This window comes from Novosphingobium sp. SG707 (genome assembly GCF_012275515.1).
Classification (GTDB): Bacteria; Pseudomonadota; Alphaproteobacteria; order Sphingomonadales; family Sphingomonadaceae; genus Novosphingobium.
The window spans coordinates 65,349-81,408 of the sequence record NZ_JAAZQL010000005.1; the positions used below are offsets into that span (position 1 = coordinate 65,349).

General features: G+C 65.2%; 14 protein-coding genes. 6 read left to right on the forward strand and 8 right to left on the reverse strand.

Annotated features, from left to right (window positions below):
* The first annotated feature begins 46 nt into the window (after positions 1–46).
* From cysK to FHW92_RS15495, 4 genes are all read left to right on the forward strand, one after another.
* On the forward strand, positions 47–967 hold the full coding sequence (cysK, locus tag FHW92_RS15480) for a cysteine synthase A (protein WP_168604187.1): 921 nt from the start codon (positions 47–49) through the stop codon (positions 965–967).
* 7 nt (positions 968–974) lie between these two features.
* The gene (locus FHW92_RS15485; protein ID WP_168604188.1) at positions 975–1,667 is read left to right on the forward strand and encodes a glutamine amidotransferase; all 693 of its coding nucleotides are present in this window, start codon (positions 975–977) and stop codon (positions 1,665–1,667) included.
* A gap of 290 nt (positions 1,668–1,957) precedes the next feature.
* Positions 1,958–3,073, forward strand: coding sequence for an alanine dehydrogenase (gene ald, locus FHW92_RS15490; RefSeq protein WP_168604189.1), 1,116 nt, complete (start codon positions 1,958–1,960; stop codon positions 3,071–3,073).
* A gap of 71 nt (positions 3,074–3,144) precedes the next feature.
* Entirely contained in the window at positions 3,145–3,981 is an 837-nt protein-coding gene (locus FHW92_RS15495) for a transcriptional regulator (RefSeq protein ID WP_168604190.1), read from the forward strand.
* On the opposite strand, the gene FHW92_RS15500 is transcribed toward FHW92_RS15495, so the two are convergent.
* The 4 genes from FHW92_RS15500 to FHW92_RS15515 form a co-directional block, all read right to left on the reverse strand.
* Complete coding sequence (locus FHW92_RS15500) at positions 3,959–5,356, reverse strand: hypothetical protein (protein ID WP_168604191.1); 1,398 nt, start codon at positions 5,354–5,356, stop codon at positions 3,959–3,961. The genes FHW92_RS15495 and FHW92_RS15500 overlap by 23 nt on opposite strands.
* Positions 5,357–5,439: 83 nt before the next feature.
* Positions 5,440–6,141: an ABC transporter ATP-binding protein gene (locus tag FHW92_RS15505; RefSeq protein WP_168604192.1), complete on the reverse strand. Its 702-nt coding sequence runs from the start codon at positions 6,139–6,141 to the stop codon at positions 5,440–5,442.
* Positions 6,138–7,388: an ABC transporter permease gene (locus tag FHW92_RS15510; RefSeq protein ID WP_168604193.1), complete on the reverse strand. Its 1,251-nt coding sequence runs from the start codon at positions 7,386–7,388 to the stop codon at positions 6,138–6,140. Before FHW92_RS15510 ends, FHW92_RS15505 begins: the two co-directional genes overlap by 4 nt.
* Positions 7,388–8,395, reverse strand: coding sequence for an efflux RND transporter periplasmic adaptor subunit (locus FHW92_RS15515; protein ID WP_168604194.1), 1,008 nt, complete (start codon positions 8,393–8,395; stop codon positions 7,388–7,390). Before FHW92_RS15515 ends, FHW92_RS15510 begins: the two co-directional genes overlap by 1 nt.
* A 225-nt stretch (positions 8,396–8,620) precedes the next feature.
* Between FHW92_RS15515 and FHW92_RS15520 the strand changes: the two genes are divergently transcribed.
* The gene (locus FHW92_RS15520) at positions 8,621–9,766 is read left to right on the forward strand and encodes an FIST N-terminal domain-containing protein (protein WP_168604195.1); all 1,146 of its coding nucleotides are present in this window, start codon (positions 8,621–8,623) and stop codon (positions 9,764–9,766) included.
* A 2-nt stretch (positions 9,767–9,768) separates the two neighbouring features.
* Entirely contained in the window at positions 9,769–11,991 is a 2,223-nt protein-coding gene (locus FHW92_RS15525) for a NahK/ErcS family hybrid sensor histidine kinase/response regulator (RefSeq protein ID WP_168604196.1), read from the forward strand.
* A 37-nt stretch (positions 11,992–12,028) separates the two neighbouring features.
* On the opposite strand, the gene FHW92_RS15530 is transcribed toward FHW92_RS15525, so the two are convergent.
* From FHW92_RS15530 to pedF, 4 genes are all read right to left on the reverse strand, one after another.
* Positions 12,029–12,685 carry a response regulator transcription factor gene (locus tag FHW92_RS15530; RefSeq protein WP_246870190.1) on the reverse strand — a complete coding sequence of 219 codons (657 nt, stop codon included), beginning with the start codon at positions 12,683–12,685 and terminating at the stop codon, positions 12,029–12,031.
* Between the two features lie 77 nt (positions 12,686–12,762).
* The gene (locus FHW92_RS15535; RefSeq protein ID WP_168604197.1) at positions 12,763–14,508 is read right to left on the reverse strand and encodes a methanol/ethanol family PQQ-dependent dehydrogenase; all 1,746 of its coding nucleotides are present in this window, start codon (positions 14,506–14,508) and stop codon (positions 12,763–12,765) included.
* Positions 14,509–14,665: 157 nt separating this feature from the next.
* A complete protein-coding gene (locus FHW92_RS15540) occupies positions 14,666–15,541 on the reverse strand; it encodes a transporter substrate-binding domain-containing protein (RefSeq protein ID WP_168604198.1) in 876 nt (291 codons plus the stop codon).
* A 48-nt stretch (positions 15,542–15,589) separates the two neighbouring features.
* On the reverse strand, positions 15,590–16,039 hold the full coding sequence (gene pedF, locus FHW92_RS15545; RefSeq protein WP_168604199.1) for a cytochrome c-550 PedF: 450 nt from the start codon (positions 16,037–16,039) through the stop codon (positions 15,590–15,592).
* Between the last annotated feature and the right edge of the window lie 21 nt (positions 16,040–16,060).

The window sequence follows — 16,060 nt, forward strand, 5'->3', positions numbered from 1 at the left end:
GATCCGGCGCGGCGGAGCGGCGCCAACAAGAGGAAAGGCAAGACCGATGAAGGCCGATTCGATTCTCGCAACCATTGGCGGAACGCCCCATGTGCGCCTTTCGCGCCTGTTTCCCGATCACGAGGTCTGGGTAAAGAGCGAGCGCGGCAACCCCGGCGGTTCGATCAAGGACCGCATCGCGCTGGCCATGATCGAGGCGGCCGAGGCCGATGGCACCCTTTCGCCCGGCGGCACGATCATCGAGCCCACCAGCGGCAACACCGGCATCGGCCTTGCGCTGGTCGCGGCGGTCAAGGGCTACAAGCTGATCCTCGTCATGCCCGAAAGCATGAGCATCGAGCGCCGCCGCCTGATGCTGGCCTATGGCGCCTCGTTCGATCTGACCCCGCGCGAAAAGGGCATGAAGGGCGCGATCGAGCGCGCCAAGGAACTGGCCGCCGAAATCCCCGGCGCATGGATCCCGCAGCAGTTTGAAAATGGCGCCAACCCCGCCGTTCACGCCCGCACCACCGCGCAGGAAATCCTGGCCGATTTCGCCGATACGCCGATTGATGCGGTCATCACCGGCGTCGGCACCGGCGGCCACCTGACGGGCGTTGCCGAGGCGCTCAAGCCTGTGTGGCCGGGCCTCAAAGCCTATGCCGTAGAGCCTACCCTCTCGCCCGTCATCAGCGGCGGACAGCCTGCGCCCCACCCGATTCAGGGCATTGGCGCCGGCTTTATCCCGGCCAACCTGCACACGGCCAGCATCGATGGCGTGATTCAGGTCGACCCGGCCGATGCCAAGGAATGGGCGCGCCGCTCGGCCCGCGAGGAAGGCATTCTGGTGGGCATTTCCAGCGGCGCCACGCTGGCCGCCATCGCGCAGAAGCTGAAGGAACTGCCCGCGGGCAGCCGCGTCCTCGGCTTCAACTATGACACCGGCGAGCGCTATCTCTCGGTGCCGGATTTCCTGCCCGAACCCTAAGGCCAAGATGAAGAAAGCCCTTATCATCCGCCACGTCCCCTATGAGGGCGTGGCGGGCTATCGCGCCCCGATCGAGGCGGCGGGATATGAAGTGGATCGCATCGATGTGGCCGATCCCGCCTTCTCCTCGCTGGACCTGCGTGAGCCGGACCTGCTGATCATGATGGGCGGCCCGATGGGCGTCTATGAACAGGAACAGCACCCGTGGATCCGCTGTCAGATGCGCCGCCTTGCCATGCGGCTGGAGGCGGATCGGCCAACGCTGGGCGTATGCTTTGGCGCGCAGATGATGGCGGCGGCGCTGGGGGCCGAGGTCTATCCCGGCCCGCGCAAGGAAGTGGGCTTCCACCCCGTCCACGTCCACGCCAAGGACAGCCCGCTGCGCCATATCGAAGGCGTTCCGGTGCTGCACTGGCACGGCGATACCTTCACTCGCCCCGAAGGCGTCGAACTGCTGGCCGCCAGCCATGTCTATGACCATCAGGCCTTTCGTCGCGGGCGCAACATTCTCGCTCTGCAATTCCACGCCGAAATGGGCATGGACCCGCGCTTTGACGCTTGGATCGCGCAATGGCCCGAAAGCGTGGTCGAGGCGGGCGGGACCGAGGCGGACCTGCGCGCGGCCCATGCCGAGCTGGGGCCTAAGGCCGTGGCAGCCGGGCGGGCGATGATTGCGGAGTGGTTGGCGGGGGTGGGGTAAGGTTTGTGGGTTTTATGGTTTTATGCCTCCGGCGGGCAAAGGGCGGGGGCCCTTTGAAATCCCTTTAATGGGGTGGGGGCAGGTTGGTGGCGTTGGGTGGTTTTTAAAGCCTGCGGCGCGGGAAGGCTGCGCTAAAGGCGCCGCAGGCTTTAACAATTCAGCCATCGCGTCCGACACCCTTCCGCCGAACCCCTCGCGCAACGCAGACAGTATCGGGAGCGCGAGGGTCTAGACCCTCGCATTTCCCCTTCTCCTCCCCATCTAAACCGAACCATCAAGGAGTCCCTCCCATGATTGTCGGCACTGTCAAAGAGATCAAGAACCACGAATACCGTGTTGGCCTGACCCCGGAGAGCGTTTACGAGCTGACCGCCCATGGCCACACAGTGCTGGTCGAGGTGGGCGCGGGCCTTGGTATTGGCGCCGGTGATGCCGATTACGCGGCGTCCGGCGCGCAAATTGTCCCCACCGCTGCCGAAATATTTTCCCGCGCCGATATGGTGGTCAAGGTCAAGGAGCCGCAGGCGGTCGAGCGGGCCATGCTGCGCGAGGGGCAGGTGCTCTTCACCTATCTCCATCTGGCCCCCGATCCGGCGCAGACGGCCGATCTTGTCCAATCGCGCGCGGTCTGCATCGCCTATGAAACCGTGACGGACGCGCAGGGCGGCCTGCCCTTGCTCAAGCCCATGTCGCAGGTGGCGGGGCGGATGGCGATCCAGGCCGGGGCCACGGCGCTGGAAAAGGCGCATGGTGGGCGCGGGGTTTTGCTGGGCGGCGTGCCGGGGGTGGCGCCCGCGCGGGTGGTGGTGCTCGGCGGCGGCGTGGTGGGGTTCAACGCGGCGGAAATGGCGGTGGGCCTTTGCGCCGATGTGACGGTCCTTGACCGCAGTCCCTCGGTGCTCGAACGGCTCTCTACCCATTTCGGTGCGCGGGCCAAAACGCTGTATTCCAGCCGCGCCAATCTGGCGGCGGCCGTGGCAGGGGCGGATCTGGTGATCGGGGCGGTGCTGATCCCCGGCGCGGCGGCGCCCAAGCTGGTGACGCGCGCGATGCTCTCCACCATGCAGCCGGGCGCGGTGCTGGTCGATGTGGCCATCGATCAGGGCGGCTGTTTTGAAACCAGCCATGCCACCACCCATGCCGACCCGACCTATATCGTCGATGGCATCGTCCATTATGCGGTGGCCAATATGCCCGGCGCCGTGGCGCGCACCAGCACCTATGCGCTGAACAACGCGACCCTGCCTCATACGCTGGCGATGGCCAATCTGGGCTGGCGCGAGGCGCTGCGCCGCGATCCCCATCTGCGCCATGGACTGAACGTGTGGGATGGGCATATCACCTATGCCGCCGTGGCCGAGGCGCTGGGCTATGCCGTCATGGCGCCCGAGGCCGCGCTGGGGTGAGGCGCGGACGTTAGCCATTCCTTGGCATTCTGCGCCTAAACCGGGGCGCAAATTCAGGGGAATCATGGCCGATGTCTTTTTTGCCGCCGCGTGCCTTCGAAACTTTTGCCGCCAATTATCCCGAAGTGCCGCATGTGATGGAGCATAATCTTTGCGACCATCCCTTGATGGAGCTGGAATCGCTGGCCCGGCTGATCGAGCGGCTGCCGGCCGGGAATGTTGAATATGCCTATGCCAAACAGCCCATCGGCATCACCGGCAAGCCCCCCGTGCCCTCGATCAGCGCCGCTGATGCGGTGCGCCGGATCGACAGCGCGGGCTGCTGGGTGGCGATCAAGCATCTGGAGGAGGATGACGCCTATCGCGCGCTGCTGCTCGATGTGATCGGCGAGCTGGAAGGGGCGATTCTCCCCAAGACCGGCAAGGTCTATCACCCGCAGGGCTTCGTCTTTGTCTCATCGCCCGATGCGGTCACGCCCTATCACTTTGACCCGGAACACAATATCCTGATGCAGATCCGGGGCAGCAAGGTCATGACCCAGTTCCCCGCTGCCGAGGAAGCCTATAGTCCCGCGCGCGTGCATGAGGTTTATCACACCGGCGGCGGGCGCGAATTGAAATGGAGCGATGACCTTTTGCCCGGCGGCCGCGATTTCGCGCTGGCGCCGGGTCAGGGTCTGATGGTCCCTGTGATGGCGCCGCATTTCGTGAAGAACGGGCCGGAGGTCTCCGTCTCGCTCTCGATCACCTGGCGCTCGCAATGGTCTTATGACGAGGCCGCCGCCCATGCCTTCAACGGCGTGCTGCGCGGCATGGGGCTGAACCCGCGCCGCCCCGGCCGCTGGCCCGAGCAGAACAAGGCCAAGGCGCTGGGCTGGCGCGCGATCAGGAAACTGGGGCTGAAATAGGCGAGGCCCCCAAGGCCCGGAACGCATCGCGCGCCAGCGGCGCCAGCCCATAAAGCGTACCCCCCAGCATCAGCAGGCTGTCGAGCAGCCCGTTGGAATAGGCCCCGCCCAGCGGCGACATCACCAGCACCGTGACGATCAGCAGCGGCAGGCGCCGGTCGCCGCGGCGAGGGGGATTGCGCTCAAGATCGGCCACCAGCAGCGCGAGCACCGCGACAAAGGCCACGATGTGGTAATAGGAATAGACCGGCACGAACATCGCGGGCAGCGCCGTGAGCAGAAACACCAGCACCGGCAGGGCGATCCGCCGCTTCCATGCGCCCCAGACCGTCAGCAAGAGCGCCGCGCTGCCGCATAATTCCAGCGCCTGCGCCAGTGTTTCGTTATAGCGCGGGCGCACATCCATCAGCATCAGCACGCCCTTCGCCCACAGAAACAGCGAGGCGTTCCATTCATCGCCCATGTCCGAGACAATATAGCGGTAATGATAGATCCGCAGACCCCGCCGCACATTGTCCAGCGTATAGAGCGGATAAAGCGCATGGGCGATGGGAAAGGCGATGGCGGCCAGCGCCACGCTCATCGCGCCCGGAATCGCCATGCGGCAGAACCGTGCCCGGAGCGAGCCCGAGCCGAGCAGCTCGATCATCACCAGCAGCGCCGGTTCGGGCCGCAGATTGACCGAGAGCGCCAGCATCACCCAGCCCGCCCAGCGGCCTCGCCCCGACACGGCCGTGGCCAGCCAGCCCAGCGTGAGCAGGCCCGAATAGCCCCCCGCCAGATTGCCGCGCGAGAGCATCCACAGCACGGGATAGCAGGCCAGCGCGGCAAACAGGATGAACCAGCCGCATTGGCGCGACACCCCGAAATGCGCCCGCGCCATCCGCGCCACGCCCCATCCTCCGATCAGATAGGGCCCCCAGAACACCGCCATTGCCACCAGCGGATTGGTGGCCGCGATCAGATGGGCGCAGGAAAGATAAAGCACACTGGCAAAGGGCGGCAGGTGGAGGTTGGTCACATCGGCCTGATCGTCGGGCAAGGACAGGTTATGCGCCGACAGGTCATAGGGATTGTCCAGCAGATAGAGCCGGAAAATATAGGGCCAGTGGTTGAGATAGGCCTTGCTGGCCAGCGTTTCGGTGAAAATATGGCTGTAGGACAGCGCCACCTTGATGAAATCGGCATAGCGGTCATTGGCGGGAAAGAACATCGAATCCCGGTCGCCGCTGAAGGCGGCAAAGATATCATCGCCCAGCCCGCGCACCGCCAGAATGCCGACCATGACCAGCAACAGCCGACCGGGCCGGTACAGGCCATGGTCAAGGATCGCAATTTCCATCCGACCATAGAGGTGGCGCAACCAGCGCGGCATGGGGCATCTCCTGAGCAAGCCTGTGGGGCAGGGCTTTTCAGGGCGGTAGGCCGGGCCGTTTGCCCGGATATTTCTTCCATATTTCACGAGGGCGGGTTTTGTTCCCTCACCTCGATCACGCGCCCGTCCAGCATGGAGACGCGAATGTCGGCCAGATCGGCGATTCCCATGTCATGCGTCACGCAGACCACCGCGCGCCCCTGTTCATGGGCCAGCGCGCGGAACAGTTCGACCACGCGGGCGGAATTGACGCTGTCGAGATTGCCGGTGGGTTCATCGCCCAGCACAAGGCGCGGATTGTTGGCCAGGGCGCGGGCGATGGCCACGCGCTGTCTTTCGCCGCCCGAAAGTTTTTCGGGCAATTTCCACCCCTTTTCCGCGAGGCCCACATCAGCCAGCAGGCTGGTCGCCCGCGCCTCAACCTCGCGCGCCGAGAGGCGGCCGAGGCGGCGCAGCGGAAGCATGACATTTTCCAGCGCGGTAAATTCGGGCAGCAGGAAATGGAACTGAAACACGAAGCCGAAATGTTCGAGCCGGATCGCCGCGCGCTCATCGCCCGACATTTGCGCCAGATCGCGCCCGTCAAACAGCAATTGCCCCCCCGTTGGCCGGTCGATCAGGCCCAGCAGATAGAGCAGCGAGGATTTGCCGCAGCCCGACGGCCCGACAATCGCGGTAAAGCGCCCCGGCATCACCGCCAGATCCGCGTCCGCCACCAGCACGGGCGGCGGATCGCCGTCCAGCTCGCGCCGCAGATGGCGCGCCACCAACACCGGTTCGGTCATACCGCCCCCCGCAGAATATCGACCGGATCGACCCGCGAGGCCTTGCGTGCGGGCAGCCACGCCGCCAGCACGCCCGCCGCCAGCGAGGCCGCCGCCGCAATCGCATATTGGCGCGGCGAGCGGTCGAGCGGCATGTGCTGGATCTCGCCCCCGATGGGAAATTCAAGGCTGCCCAGAATGGTCATCAGGCCAAAGCCCAGCGCCCAGCCCAGCAAAATGCCGATCACCGCCAGCGCCATACCCTCCAGCACAAAGACCATCTGCAGATCGCCCTGCGAAAAGCCCATCGAGCGCAGGATGGCAATGTCGCGCCGCTTGTCGGCCACGCTGTTCGATACGGCGGTGTAGATGCCGAAACTGGCCACCAGCAGGATGGCCGAAACCACCGTGTACATGATGACATTGCGCGTCAGCAGCAAGGACAGGAAATCGGCGCTGCGCTCCTGCCAGCTCTGCGCCTTATAGCGATAGCGCGCCTCCAGCCCCGCCGCGACTGTCTCGGCGGCATAGGGATCGGCCAGTTTTACCCCGATCCGGTTGATGATGAAGGGCCGCCCCAGCAGGCTCTGCGCCTCGCGCAGCAGCATGTAGCCTGAGGAGGAGCCAAGCTGGCTGTTGCCCTTTTTGACCAGCGCAACGATGCGCAGCGACCGTGTGGTGCCGTTGGCGGCGGTGGCGGGCACGATATCGCCCATGCCCCGCCCCAGCCTTTGCGCCAGCTCCTCGCCGAGGATAACCCCGCCCTGCACCCGCTCCAGATCGTCCAGATGCCCGGCGCGCAATTTGTCGCTGATCGAACTGACCCTGGCCTCCAGCCCCGGCTCGATGCCGACAATGGCCAGCGGCTCGTCCCGCCCGCCCAGCCGCAGCGTGACCGCGCCCGACAGGCTGGGCGAACCGATCGCGCCGGGGATGGCATTGACGCTGGCCAGAATCCGCTGCCAGTCCTTCAATCCGCGCACCTCGTTGCGGATGCGATAGCCGTGAAGCTGGACCGCGCCGCCGGGATAGGCCGCGATTCCCGGCTGGGGCGGAGGGCTGCGCAATTCGTCGGAGATGATGATGTGGGGCGCGACATCAATCAATTGCCGCACGAAATCATTCTGGCTGCCCACCATCAGCGCGGACACGGCCAGAAAGAACCCCACCCCCACCGCGACCCCGCTGGTGGCCACCAGCGTTTGCCGCCGCCGCACGATCAGATGGCGCGAGGCAATATGGACCAGCAGGGAAAAGCGCGCCAGCATCAGGGCTGTGCCGGACGCAGGCGCTGCCCCTCCGCCAGATCAGCGGGCGGGTTGAGGATGACCGTTTCACCGCTGCGCAATCCGCTGGTGATCTCGACCTTGCTGGTGCCGTCGGCGCCCTTGGTGATCGTGCGCGACGCCGCGCGGCCCTGCGCCACCACCCAGACATGCCGCCCATCGCCCGCCAGCGCGGATGCCGGCACCAGCACCGCCGCCTTGCGCTCGCTGGTGATGATATTGACCTCCAGCGTCAGCCCCATCGGCAGCGGCGCGTCCGTATCGGGCAACAGGCGCACGCGAAAGGCGCGCACCGTGGGATCGCCGCCGGGTGTCACCTCGGAGACATGCGCCGGGATCGCACCAAGCAGCGCGTCGGAGGACATCAACGCCTTTTGTCCCACGGCCACGCGGGTGATGTCGCGCTCGTCCACCGTGGCGGTGATGCGGATGCGCGATGGATCGCCCAGTTGAAACAAGACCTTGGTCGGTGTCGCCAGATCGCCGGGATAGACGTCGCGCTTGGTCACGATGCCGTCCGAATTGGCGCGCACCACCAGTTGGTCGAGCCGCGCGCGGGCGGTCGCGCTGGCCGCGCGGGCGGCGTCGGCGGCGGTGGTGGCATTGTCGCGCGCGGCCGCCGTCACCCACCCGTCGCGGAACAGGGCAAGATTGCGCCGCTCGATCACCTCGGCGGCGCGCTGCTGGGCGCGGGCCTGATCGAGCAGGCCATGCTGTTCATCATCGGCAAGCAGCACCAGCGCCTGACCGCGTTTCACCGCCACGCCTTCATCCACCAGCACCCGTGCCACAGGGGCGGTGATGCGCGAGGAGACGGAAACGGGCTGCTGAGCCTCGACATAGCCGGTGGCATAAACCTGCTGTGAGGCCGGGCCGAGCTGGGCCTGCGCCACCTGCACGCTCAACGGCCGGTCGCGCCAGGCCCAGACACCCGCCGCGCCCGCCGCCAGCACCAGCCCCAAGCCTATGACGTAACGCGCCTTTACCACCCGTTCTGCCTCCTGTCGGCCTTGTGCGGGGCCTTTTGCGCATCAGGGGTGCCTGCGTCTTTGCCAAGTGTCAATTTCGCGCTCCTCCGCCCGGCGGAATCTTATCCTTATTATCCTTAAGTCCTATATCGAGCGCATCGCTCCCCCTTGGCCCTGAGGGGGAGTCCGGCTAAGGTGAGGCAACCGAGAATGTCGGCAACAGGCATCCGGGGGTTGGAGAGGGTAATGGCGCACATGGCGCGTTCGGCTTTGGCTGTGGTATCATCTCATGCAAGCGACCCGGTGACCGCCGTGGACGAGGTGGTGCGCGCGATCGGCGGGATGGCGCTGGCGGGCGGCCTGCTGTTCTGCTCGCACCGCTATGACCGCGATGAGCTGGCGGGTGAACTGGCCCGACGGTTGGGCGATTTCCCCCTGATCGGCTGCACCAGCGCGGGCGAACTGACCCAGCGCGGCTATGACGAGGACAGTCTGGTTTTCATCGGCTTTCCCGCCGACGGCTTTGCCATGAGCGTGCTGCATTTCGACGATCTGGACGGTTTTGATGTGGCCGAGGGACGGCGCGCGGTGCGCGAACTGGCGGCGCAGGCGGCGGCCTCGGCGCGGCGGCTGGGCGAACAATTGCACCATGCGGCGATCTTTCTGGTCGATGGCTTGTCCCACCGCGAGGAACTGGTGACCATGACCGTTCAGGACGCGCTGGGCGAGACGGTGATGGTGGGCGGATCGTCGGGCGACGGCATGGTGTTTCGGGAAACCGGCGTGCTGGTCGACGGGCGATTCGTCAAGGATGCCGCCGTGGTGGCGATGCTGTCCAGCACGCGGCCCCTGCATGCCTTTTGCTCGCACCACTATCGCCCGCGTGAGGAGCGGATGGTCGTCACCTCCGCCGATGCGCAGGCGCGCGTGGTGCATGAGATCAACGCCCGCCCGGCCGCGCAGGAATATGCGCGGATCGCCGGATTGGTGGGCGGCGAGATCGATGCGGCTTTCTTTGCCGCCAATCCGCCCATGGTGCGCGCCGGGGGCGAATATCACATCCGCGCGGTGCAGAGCGCCAATCCCGACGGCAGCCTCACCTTTTATTGCGCCATCGACAATGGCATCGTGCTGCGCGTGGGCGAGCGGGTGGACCGGCTCGCCCATCTCGAACGCCTGTTTTCCGAGGTGGAAACCCGCGTGGGCGAGATAGACCATGTGATCGGTTTCGATTGCGTGCTGAACCGGGTGGACGCCGACAATCGCCAGATCACGCGCGAAGTGTCGCAGCTTTATGCCGCGCGCCATGTCGTGGGCTTCAACACTTATGGTGAGCAATTCCGCGCCGCCCATAATAACCAGACGCTGAGCGGTCTGGCGATCGGCGCGTGAGGATGGCCGAGGCGGACCGGCCAGATGCCGGGGCATTGGTGGAACGCATCCGCCAGCTTGAAAAGATCAACGAGGCGCTGATCGACCGGGTGGAGCGGTCGAGCGATGTGCAGGGCGGGGCTTTCTCGATGTTCGAGGCCGCGATTGCGCTGGAGGCCATGGTGCGCGACCGCACCGCCGCGCTGGAGCAGGCGCTTTCGCGCTTGAACGAGGCCAATGCCGAAATGGCCGAGGCCCACCGCGATGCCGATGCGGCGCGGGTGCGGCTGCGCGATGCGATCGAATCGCTGCCCGACGGCTTTGCGCTGTTCGATGCCGATGACCGGTTGCTGCTGCATAATGAGGCCTATCTGGGCTTCTGGCCGGCGCTGCGCGGGCGCGACCTGTCCTCGGTGACGTTTGGCGAGATTGCCGAAATGGCGGCGCAATGCGGCCTGCCGGTCGGCTCGCTGGTCTCGCGCGAACGCTGGCTGGCCGACCGCCTCTCGCAACATGCCAAGGCCGACCGGGTGCATATTCAGGCGCTGGCCGATGGGCGCTGGGTTCAGATCAACGAGCTGAAGACATCGGAGGGCGGGCGCGTCGGCATCTATACCGATGTGACCGAGGTGAAGGCCGAGGATGCCCGCGAACGCGCCCGCGAACTGGCCGAGCGCAACCTCGTGCTTCAGGCCACGCTCGATACTTTGTCCGAGGGCGTGTGCCACTATGGGCTGGATCGCCGCCTGTTGGTGCGCAATCAGGGCATGGTGCGGCTGCTGGGGCTCGATGCGCGGGGCAGCAAGCGATTGGAAACCCATGCGGGCCTGCTCTCCTATTGCCGCGACCGGCTGGGAATGGACAGCACATCGGTGCTGGAATGGCGCGAGACGGGCGAGCAGATGGAGGGGCCGTGCATCCTGGGCGGGCGGCATTTCATCATCCGTTCGACGCCCCTGACGCCGGGCGGCGGCATGGCCTTCAGCTTTGACGACATTACCGAGCGAGTACAGGACCGCAATGCCCTGCGCGAGGCGGCCGAGATGCTGGAGCGCCGCGTTGCCGAGCGCACCACCGCGCTGCAGGCCGAGATTGCCGAGCGCCGCGAGGTGGAAGGGCAATTGCGCGCGGCCAAGACGGCGGCCGAACATGCCAATCGCGACAAGACCCGCTTTCTGGCCGCGGCCAGCCACGATCTGCTGCAACCTTTGAACGCGGCGCGACTGTTCGTCTCGGCGCTGGCCGAAAGGCGCCTTGCCGCGCCCAGCCGCGCGCTGGTGCGCCAGACCGGGGTGGCGCTCGATTCGGTCGAGGATCTGCTGGAGGCTCTGTTCGAGATCTCGCGTCTGGATGCCGGGGCGATCACGCCTGCGTGGAGCGCGATTGAACTGGAGCCGATGCTGGCCGCGCTGCGCATCGAATTTGCCGCCGTGGCGCGGGCCGAGGGGCTCTCGCTCGACATTCCGGTCACCGATGTCTGGGTGCGTTCGGACATCCGCCTGCTGCGCCGTATTTTGCAGAATTTCCTGTCCAACGCGATCCGATACACCGCGCAGGGCTGTGTCAGCATCAAGATTACCGCCGAGGATGGCGGGGTGCGCATCACCGTGCGCGACACCGGCCCCGGCATCGCGCCCGAGCATCAGGAAGCGATTTTCGAGGAATTCCGCCGTCTGGAATCGACCCAGCGCATTCCCGGCAAGGGGCTGGGGCTGGCCATCGTACGGCGTGCGTCCACGATGCTGGGCCATCGCCTCGATGTGGAATCGACGCCGGGGGAGGGCAGCGCCTTTTCCGTGCTGGTTCCCCTGGCTGAGGCGCGCAGCGACAAGGGCGGCGATGCCTCACGCCCGGTGCGCCCCGGCGTGACCGGTACGCAGAGCCTGCTGGTGATCGACAATGATCCGGCGATTCTGGCGGGCATGGCGGCCCTGCTGCGCAATTGGGGCCATCATGTGGCCACCGCCACCGGCCCGCTGGATGAGGAAGCCGCCGAGGCCATCGCGCAGGGGATCGACATGATCATCGCCGACTACCACCTCGATGACGCCTTGCGCGGGGACGAGGCGATTGCGATCTTGCGCAAGGCGGCAGGGCGCGAGGTTCCAGCTCTGGTCATCACCGCCGACCGCAGCGACGAGGTGAAAGCCACGCTGGCGCAGGCGCGGGTGCCGATGCTGAACAAGCCGGTCAAGCCTGCGCAATTGCGGGCATTGATGCGCAATATGTTGGGGAATGGGGCGTAACGGGGGCGAACCGAAGCTTTCGGCGGCCCCTGAGCGATCAGCCCGGAAAATTGACCCGATTGGCCAGAATTACCGCCTGCGTGCGGCTGAACACATTCAGCTTTTGCAGGATGGCCGAGACATGCGCCTTCACCGTCGTCATCGAAACGTCGAGTTCATAGGCGATCTGCTTGTTCAGTCGGCCCGAGACGAGCAGGCCCAGCACAACCTTCTGCTGCGGCGTCAGCGTGGCGATACGCTGGCGGATGGCGACTTCCTCGCCGGTGCTGGCTTCCTCGGCAAAGTCGAAATCGGGGACGTAGATCTCGCCCGCCAGCACCTGGCGCAGCGCCTCGACGATCTGGTCGCGCTTCAGGCTCTTGGGGATGAACCCGGCGGCCCCCGCAGAAAGTGCCTCGCGCACCGCCGAACCATCCAGCGTGCCCGACACCATCACCACCGGTACGGCGGGATGTTCCTCGCGCAGCCCTTGCAGGGCGGAAAAGCGCTTGGCATCGGGAATATTGAGATCGAGCAGCACCAGATCGACATCGGCATGGCCCGCCAGCGCCTCACGCGCCTCGGCATAATTGGCCGCCTCCAGAATGCTGCACTGGGCAAAGCATCCTTCAAGGAGGGTCCGCATGCCATCGCGCACCAGCGCGTGGTCATCAACGATCAGGATGCTGTCGGGCGTTGCCATACTAATCAGCATATCTCTCTGATGGTACATCGGCGTCAATTCCAAAGATGAGCGGCGCGGGAATTTTACCCCCCGCGCCGCACCTCTCATCAGCCCTTGGGCAGCTTGAACACCCAGAGCGAACCGCCCTGGCTGATTTCCTTGAAGGTCTTGGCGACCTCGCCGCCCCACAGCGGCACCGCGCCGCCCCAGCCCGACATCACGGCCACATATTGTTCGCCATCCTGTTCCCAGGTGATGGGCGAACCGACCACGCCAGACCCCGTGTTGAACTTCCACAGTTCCTCACCCGTCTTGGCGTTGAAGGCCTTGAGGTAGCCTTCAGGCGTGCCGGTGAACACCAGGTTGCCCGCCGTGGTCAGAACGCCGCCCCACAGCGGAGCCTTGTTCTTGTATTCCCACACGATCTTGCCGGTCTTGGGATCCATCGCGCGCAGGGCGCCGATGTGGTCTTCGGCAATCGGCTTGATGGTGAAGCCCGCGCCCAGATAGGCCGAACCCTTCTTATAGGCGATGGGTTCGTTCCAGATGTCCATGCCCCAGTCGTTGCTGGGCACATAGAACAGGCCGGTGTCCTTCGAATAGGCCATCGGCATCCAGTTCTTGCCGCCAAGGAAGGACGGCGAGGAGAACACCACCTTGCCCTTTTCGGTGCCGCTGGGCGCGCCGGGGCGGCCATCGGCGGTATAGTTGGGGCGGCCGGTCTTCAAGTTGATGCCATCGGCCCAGGTGGTCTGCATCACGAACTTGCTGGCATTGACCAGCTTGCCGTTGGTGCGGTCGAGCACATAGAAATAGCCGTTGCGGTCGGCCTTGGCGCCCAGCTTCATCGCCTTGCCGTTGATCGTGGCGTCAAAGGGGATGAATTCGTTCACACCGTCAAAGTCCCAGCCGTCATGCGGGGTGGTCTGATAGTGCCACTTGATGACGCCCGTGTCGGGATCAATCGCCAGCGTCGAGGACGTGTAGAGATTGTCGCCGGGGCGCAGGTGGCTGTTCCACGGACCCGGATTGCCGGTGCCGAAAAAGATCAGGTTGGTGTCGGGGTCATAGGTGCCGCCCAGCCAGGTCGCGCCGCCGCCGGTCTTGTACATGTCGCCGGGCCAGCTGGCATTCAGCTTGCCGGTCATGCCGTTGGGCTGGCCCTTGAGCGTGCCCATGTTGCCCTCGATGGTGGGGCGGGTCCAGATCAGCTCGCCGGTGTCGACGTTGCGGGCCTGCACTTCACCGATGATGCCGAATTCACCGCCCGAATTGCCGGTGATGACCATGTCCTTGACGATCAGCGGCGCGGCGGTGGCCGAATAGCCCGCCTGATAATCGGAGGTGGTCTTGTTCCAGATCACCTTGCCGGTGTGGCGGTTGAGCGCGATCAGGTGAGCGTCGAGCGTGGCGAAGATGATCTTGTCGCCATGGATCGCCGCGCCGCGGTTAACCACGTCGCAGCAGGGCATGATGCCGTCGGGCAGGCGGGCCGAATATTCCCACTTCTTTTCGCCCGTGCGCGCATCAAACGCGAAAACGCGCGAATAGGAACCGGTTACATAGATCGTGCCGTCATAGACCAGCGGCTGGGCTTCCTGCCCGCGCTGCTTTTCGCCGCCCAGCGAGGCGGCAAAGGCGGGGACCATGTTCTTGACGTTGTCGACATTGACCTTGGCCAGCGTGCTGAAGCGCTGGGCCTGGGGTCCCATGCCATAGGTCAGCACGTCGCCCGGCGTGGCGGCATCGTTCAGCAGGTCCTGGCTGGTGGGGCCTGCGGCCATCACCGGCGTGGCCGCGGCAATCCCCAATGCTGCAAAGGACGCGACATAGCGCGAAATTCTGCCCTTCATCTCGACTCTCCTGTTGTCATTAATGTCGGTTTTCGGGTCTTGGCTGCCGCGCCCGTCGCGCGCTTCTCCCCCGTGGTGTTCAGCCTATCGGCCCCCTGCTGCGCAGCAATTGGACCTTAGGCCAAGCTCAGAAATCCTTTGCGATCCCTCTTATGTATCAGGCCGAAAGCGCGGGGCGCCATTCGACGCCATAGGCACCGAAAATCGCCTTCATCTGGCCATCGGCGCTCATTTTGCCGATGATCCCCTCGACCGTATCGCCCAGCGAGCGGCTGTTTTCCTTGACCGCCATGCCGATGTCCCATCCCGGCGACATCATCGCTTCCAATGCGCGTTTGCGCGGTTTGATAGCGGGGTTTTTCATGTCGAAGATCGCAGCCTCGACCTCGGCCTTCGTCGCCACGGCCACATCGGCCTGCCCCGTGCCCAGCGCCAGCACCGCGTCATGGCCGGTGTTGAAATGGGTGACGCTCGATCGCAGCGTGCCGCCAAAGCTGGAGAGGAGATAAATGTCGGGAATGGTGGCGACGGCGGCCGCCATACGCCGTCCGCGATATTGCGGCGCGGGCACATCGCAATCATTCTGCTCCGGCCCGCAGGCGGCGGCAAAACTTTCGCGGTAATAGGGGGCCAGAATCGCGCATTGGTCGTTTTCGACCATCAATTGCCGGTCGAACGGCACATGCATCATGATATCGGCCGGTTTGAAGCCCAGCAGGCCCCCGCGCCACACCGCATTGCGCAGGTCGGTGGCCATATCGTCGCCTGCGGTAAACTCCTCAATATCGAGCTTTACCCCCAGCGTCCTGGCAATCGCCCCGGCCAGATCGACATCGATCCCGCGCAGGTTGGTGCTGTTGTCCGGTTCTGCCCAGGACCAAGGGCGGTTGTGCTTGTACACCGCCACCCGCAGCACGCCCAATTCGCGCACCTTGGCCAAAGGCGCCGCCGATAGCGGCAGGGGAGCGGCCAGAGCGGCAAGCCCTCCCGCCAGAAACGCCCTGCGCCCAATGCCGGATGCCTGCTTGCCCATATGCCGCCCTCTTCCCGTTTTTATTTTTTAATATCAATCGTCAAAAGATCAGTCATCGGTGTGGCGGGTTTCCAGCCAGCTGCGGATCGCCCAACCGGCCTTCTGGCCCAGCGCTTCGCCAAAGGGGGGCATGTACACTTTGCCATCGCGGCTCGACCCATGCTGGAAACGCTGAACGAACCATTCGTCGCCCGAATCGCCCAGTTCAAGGTAGCGCAGATCCGGCGCGATCCCGCCCGAAATCGCATCCAGACCATGGCAGCGCGCGCAGTTCTGGCCAAAGGCCGACTTGCCGATTTCGGCGGCCTTGGCATTGCCGCGATAGGGGTTGTGCGTCACCCACTTGTCGCCGATATCGGGCAATGCGCTGGTGTCGACCGGCTGGGGCGTAACGTCGCCATGGGCGGCAAGGCGCGTGCCGACGCTGGTGGCGGCCAGCAGAGTAGCAGCGGCAAGCATCGTCTGGGCGCGCGTGACGCGCTTGAAAAATCCGGACATGATCAGATCTTCCTCTCTTCT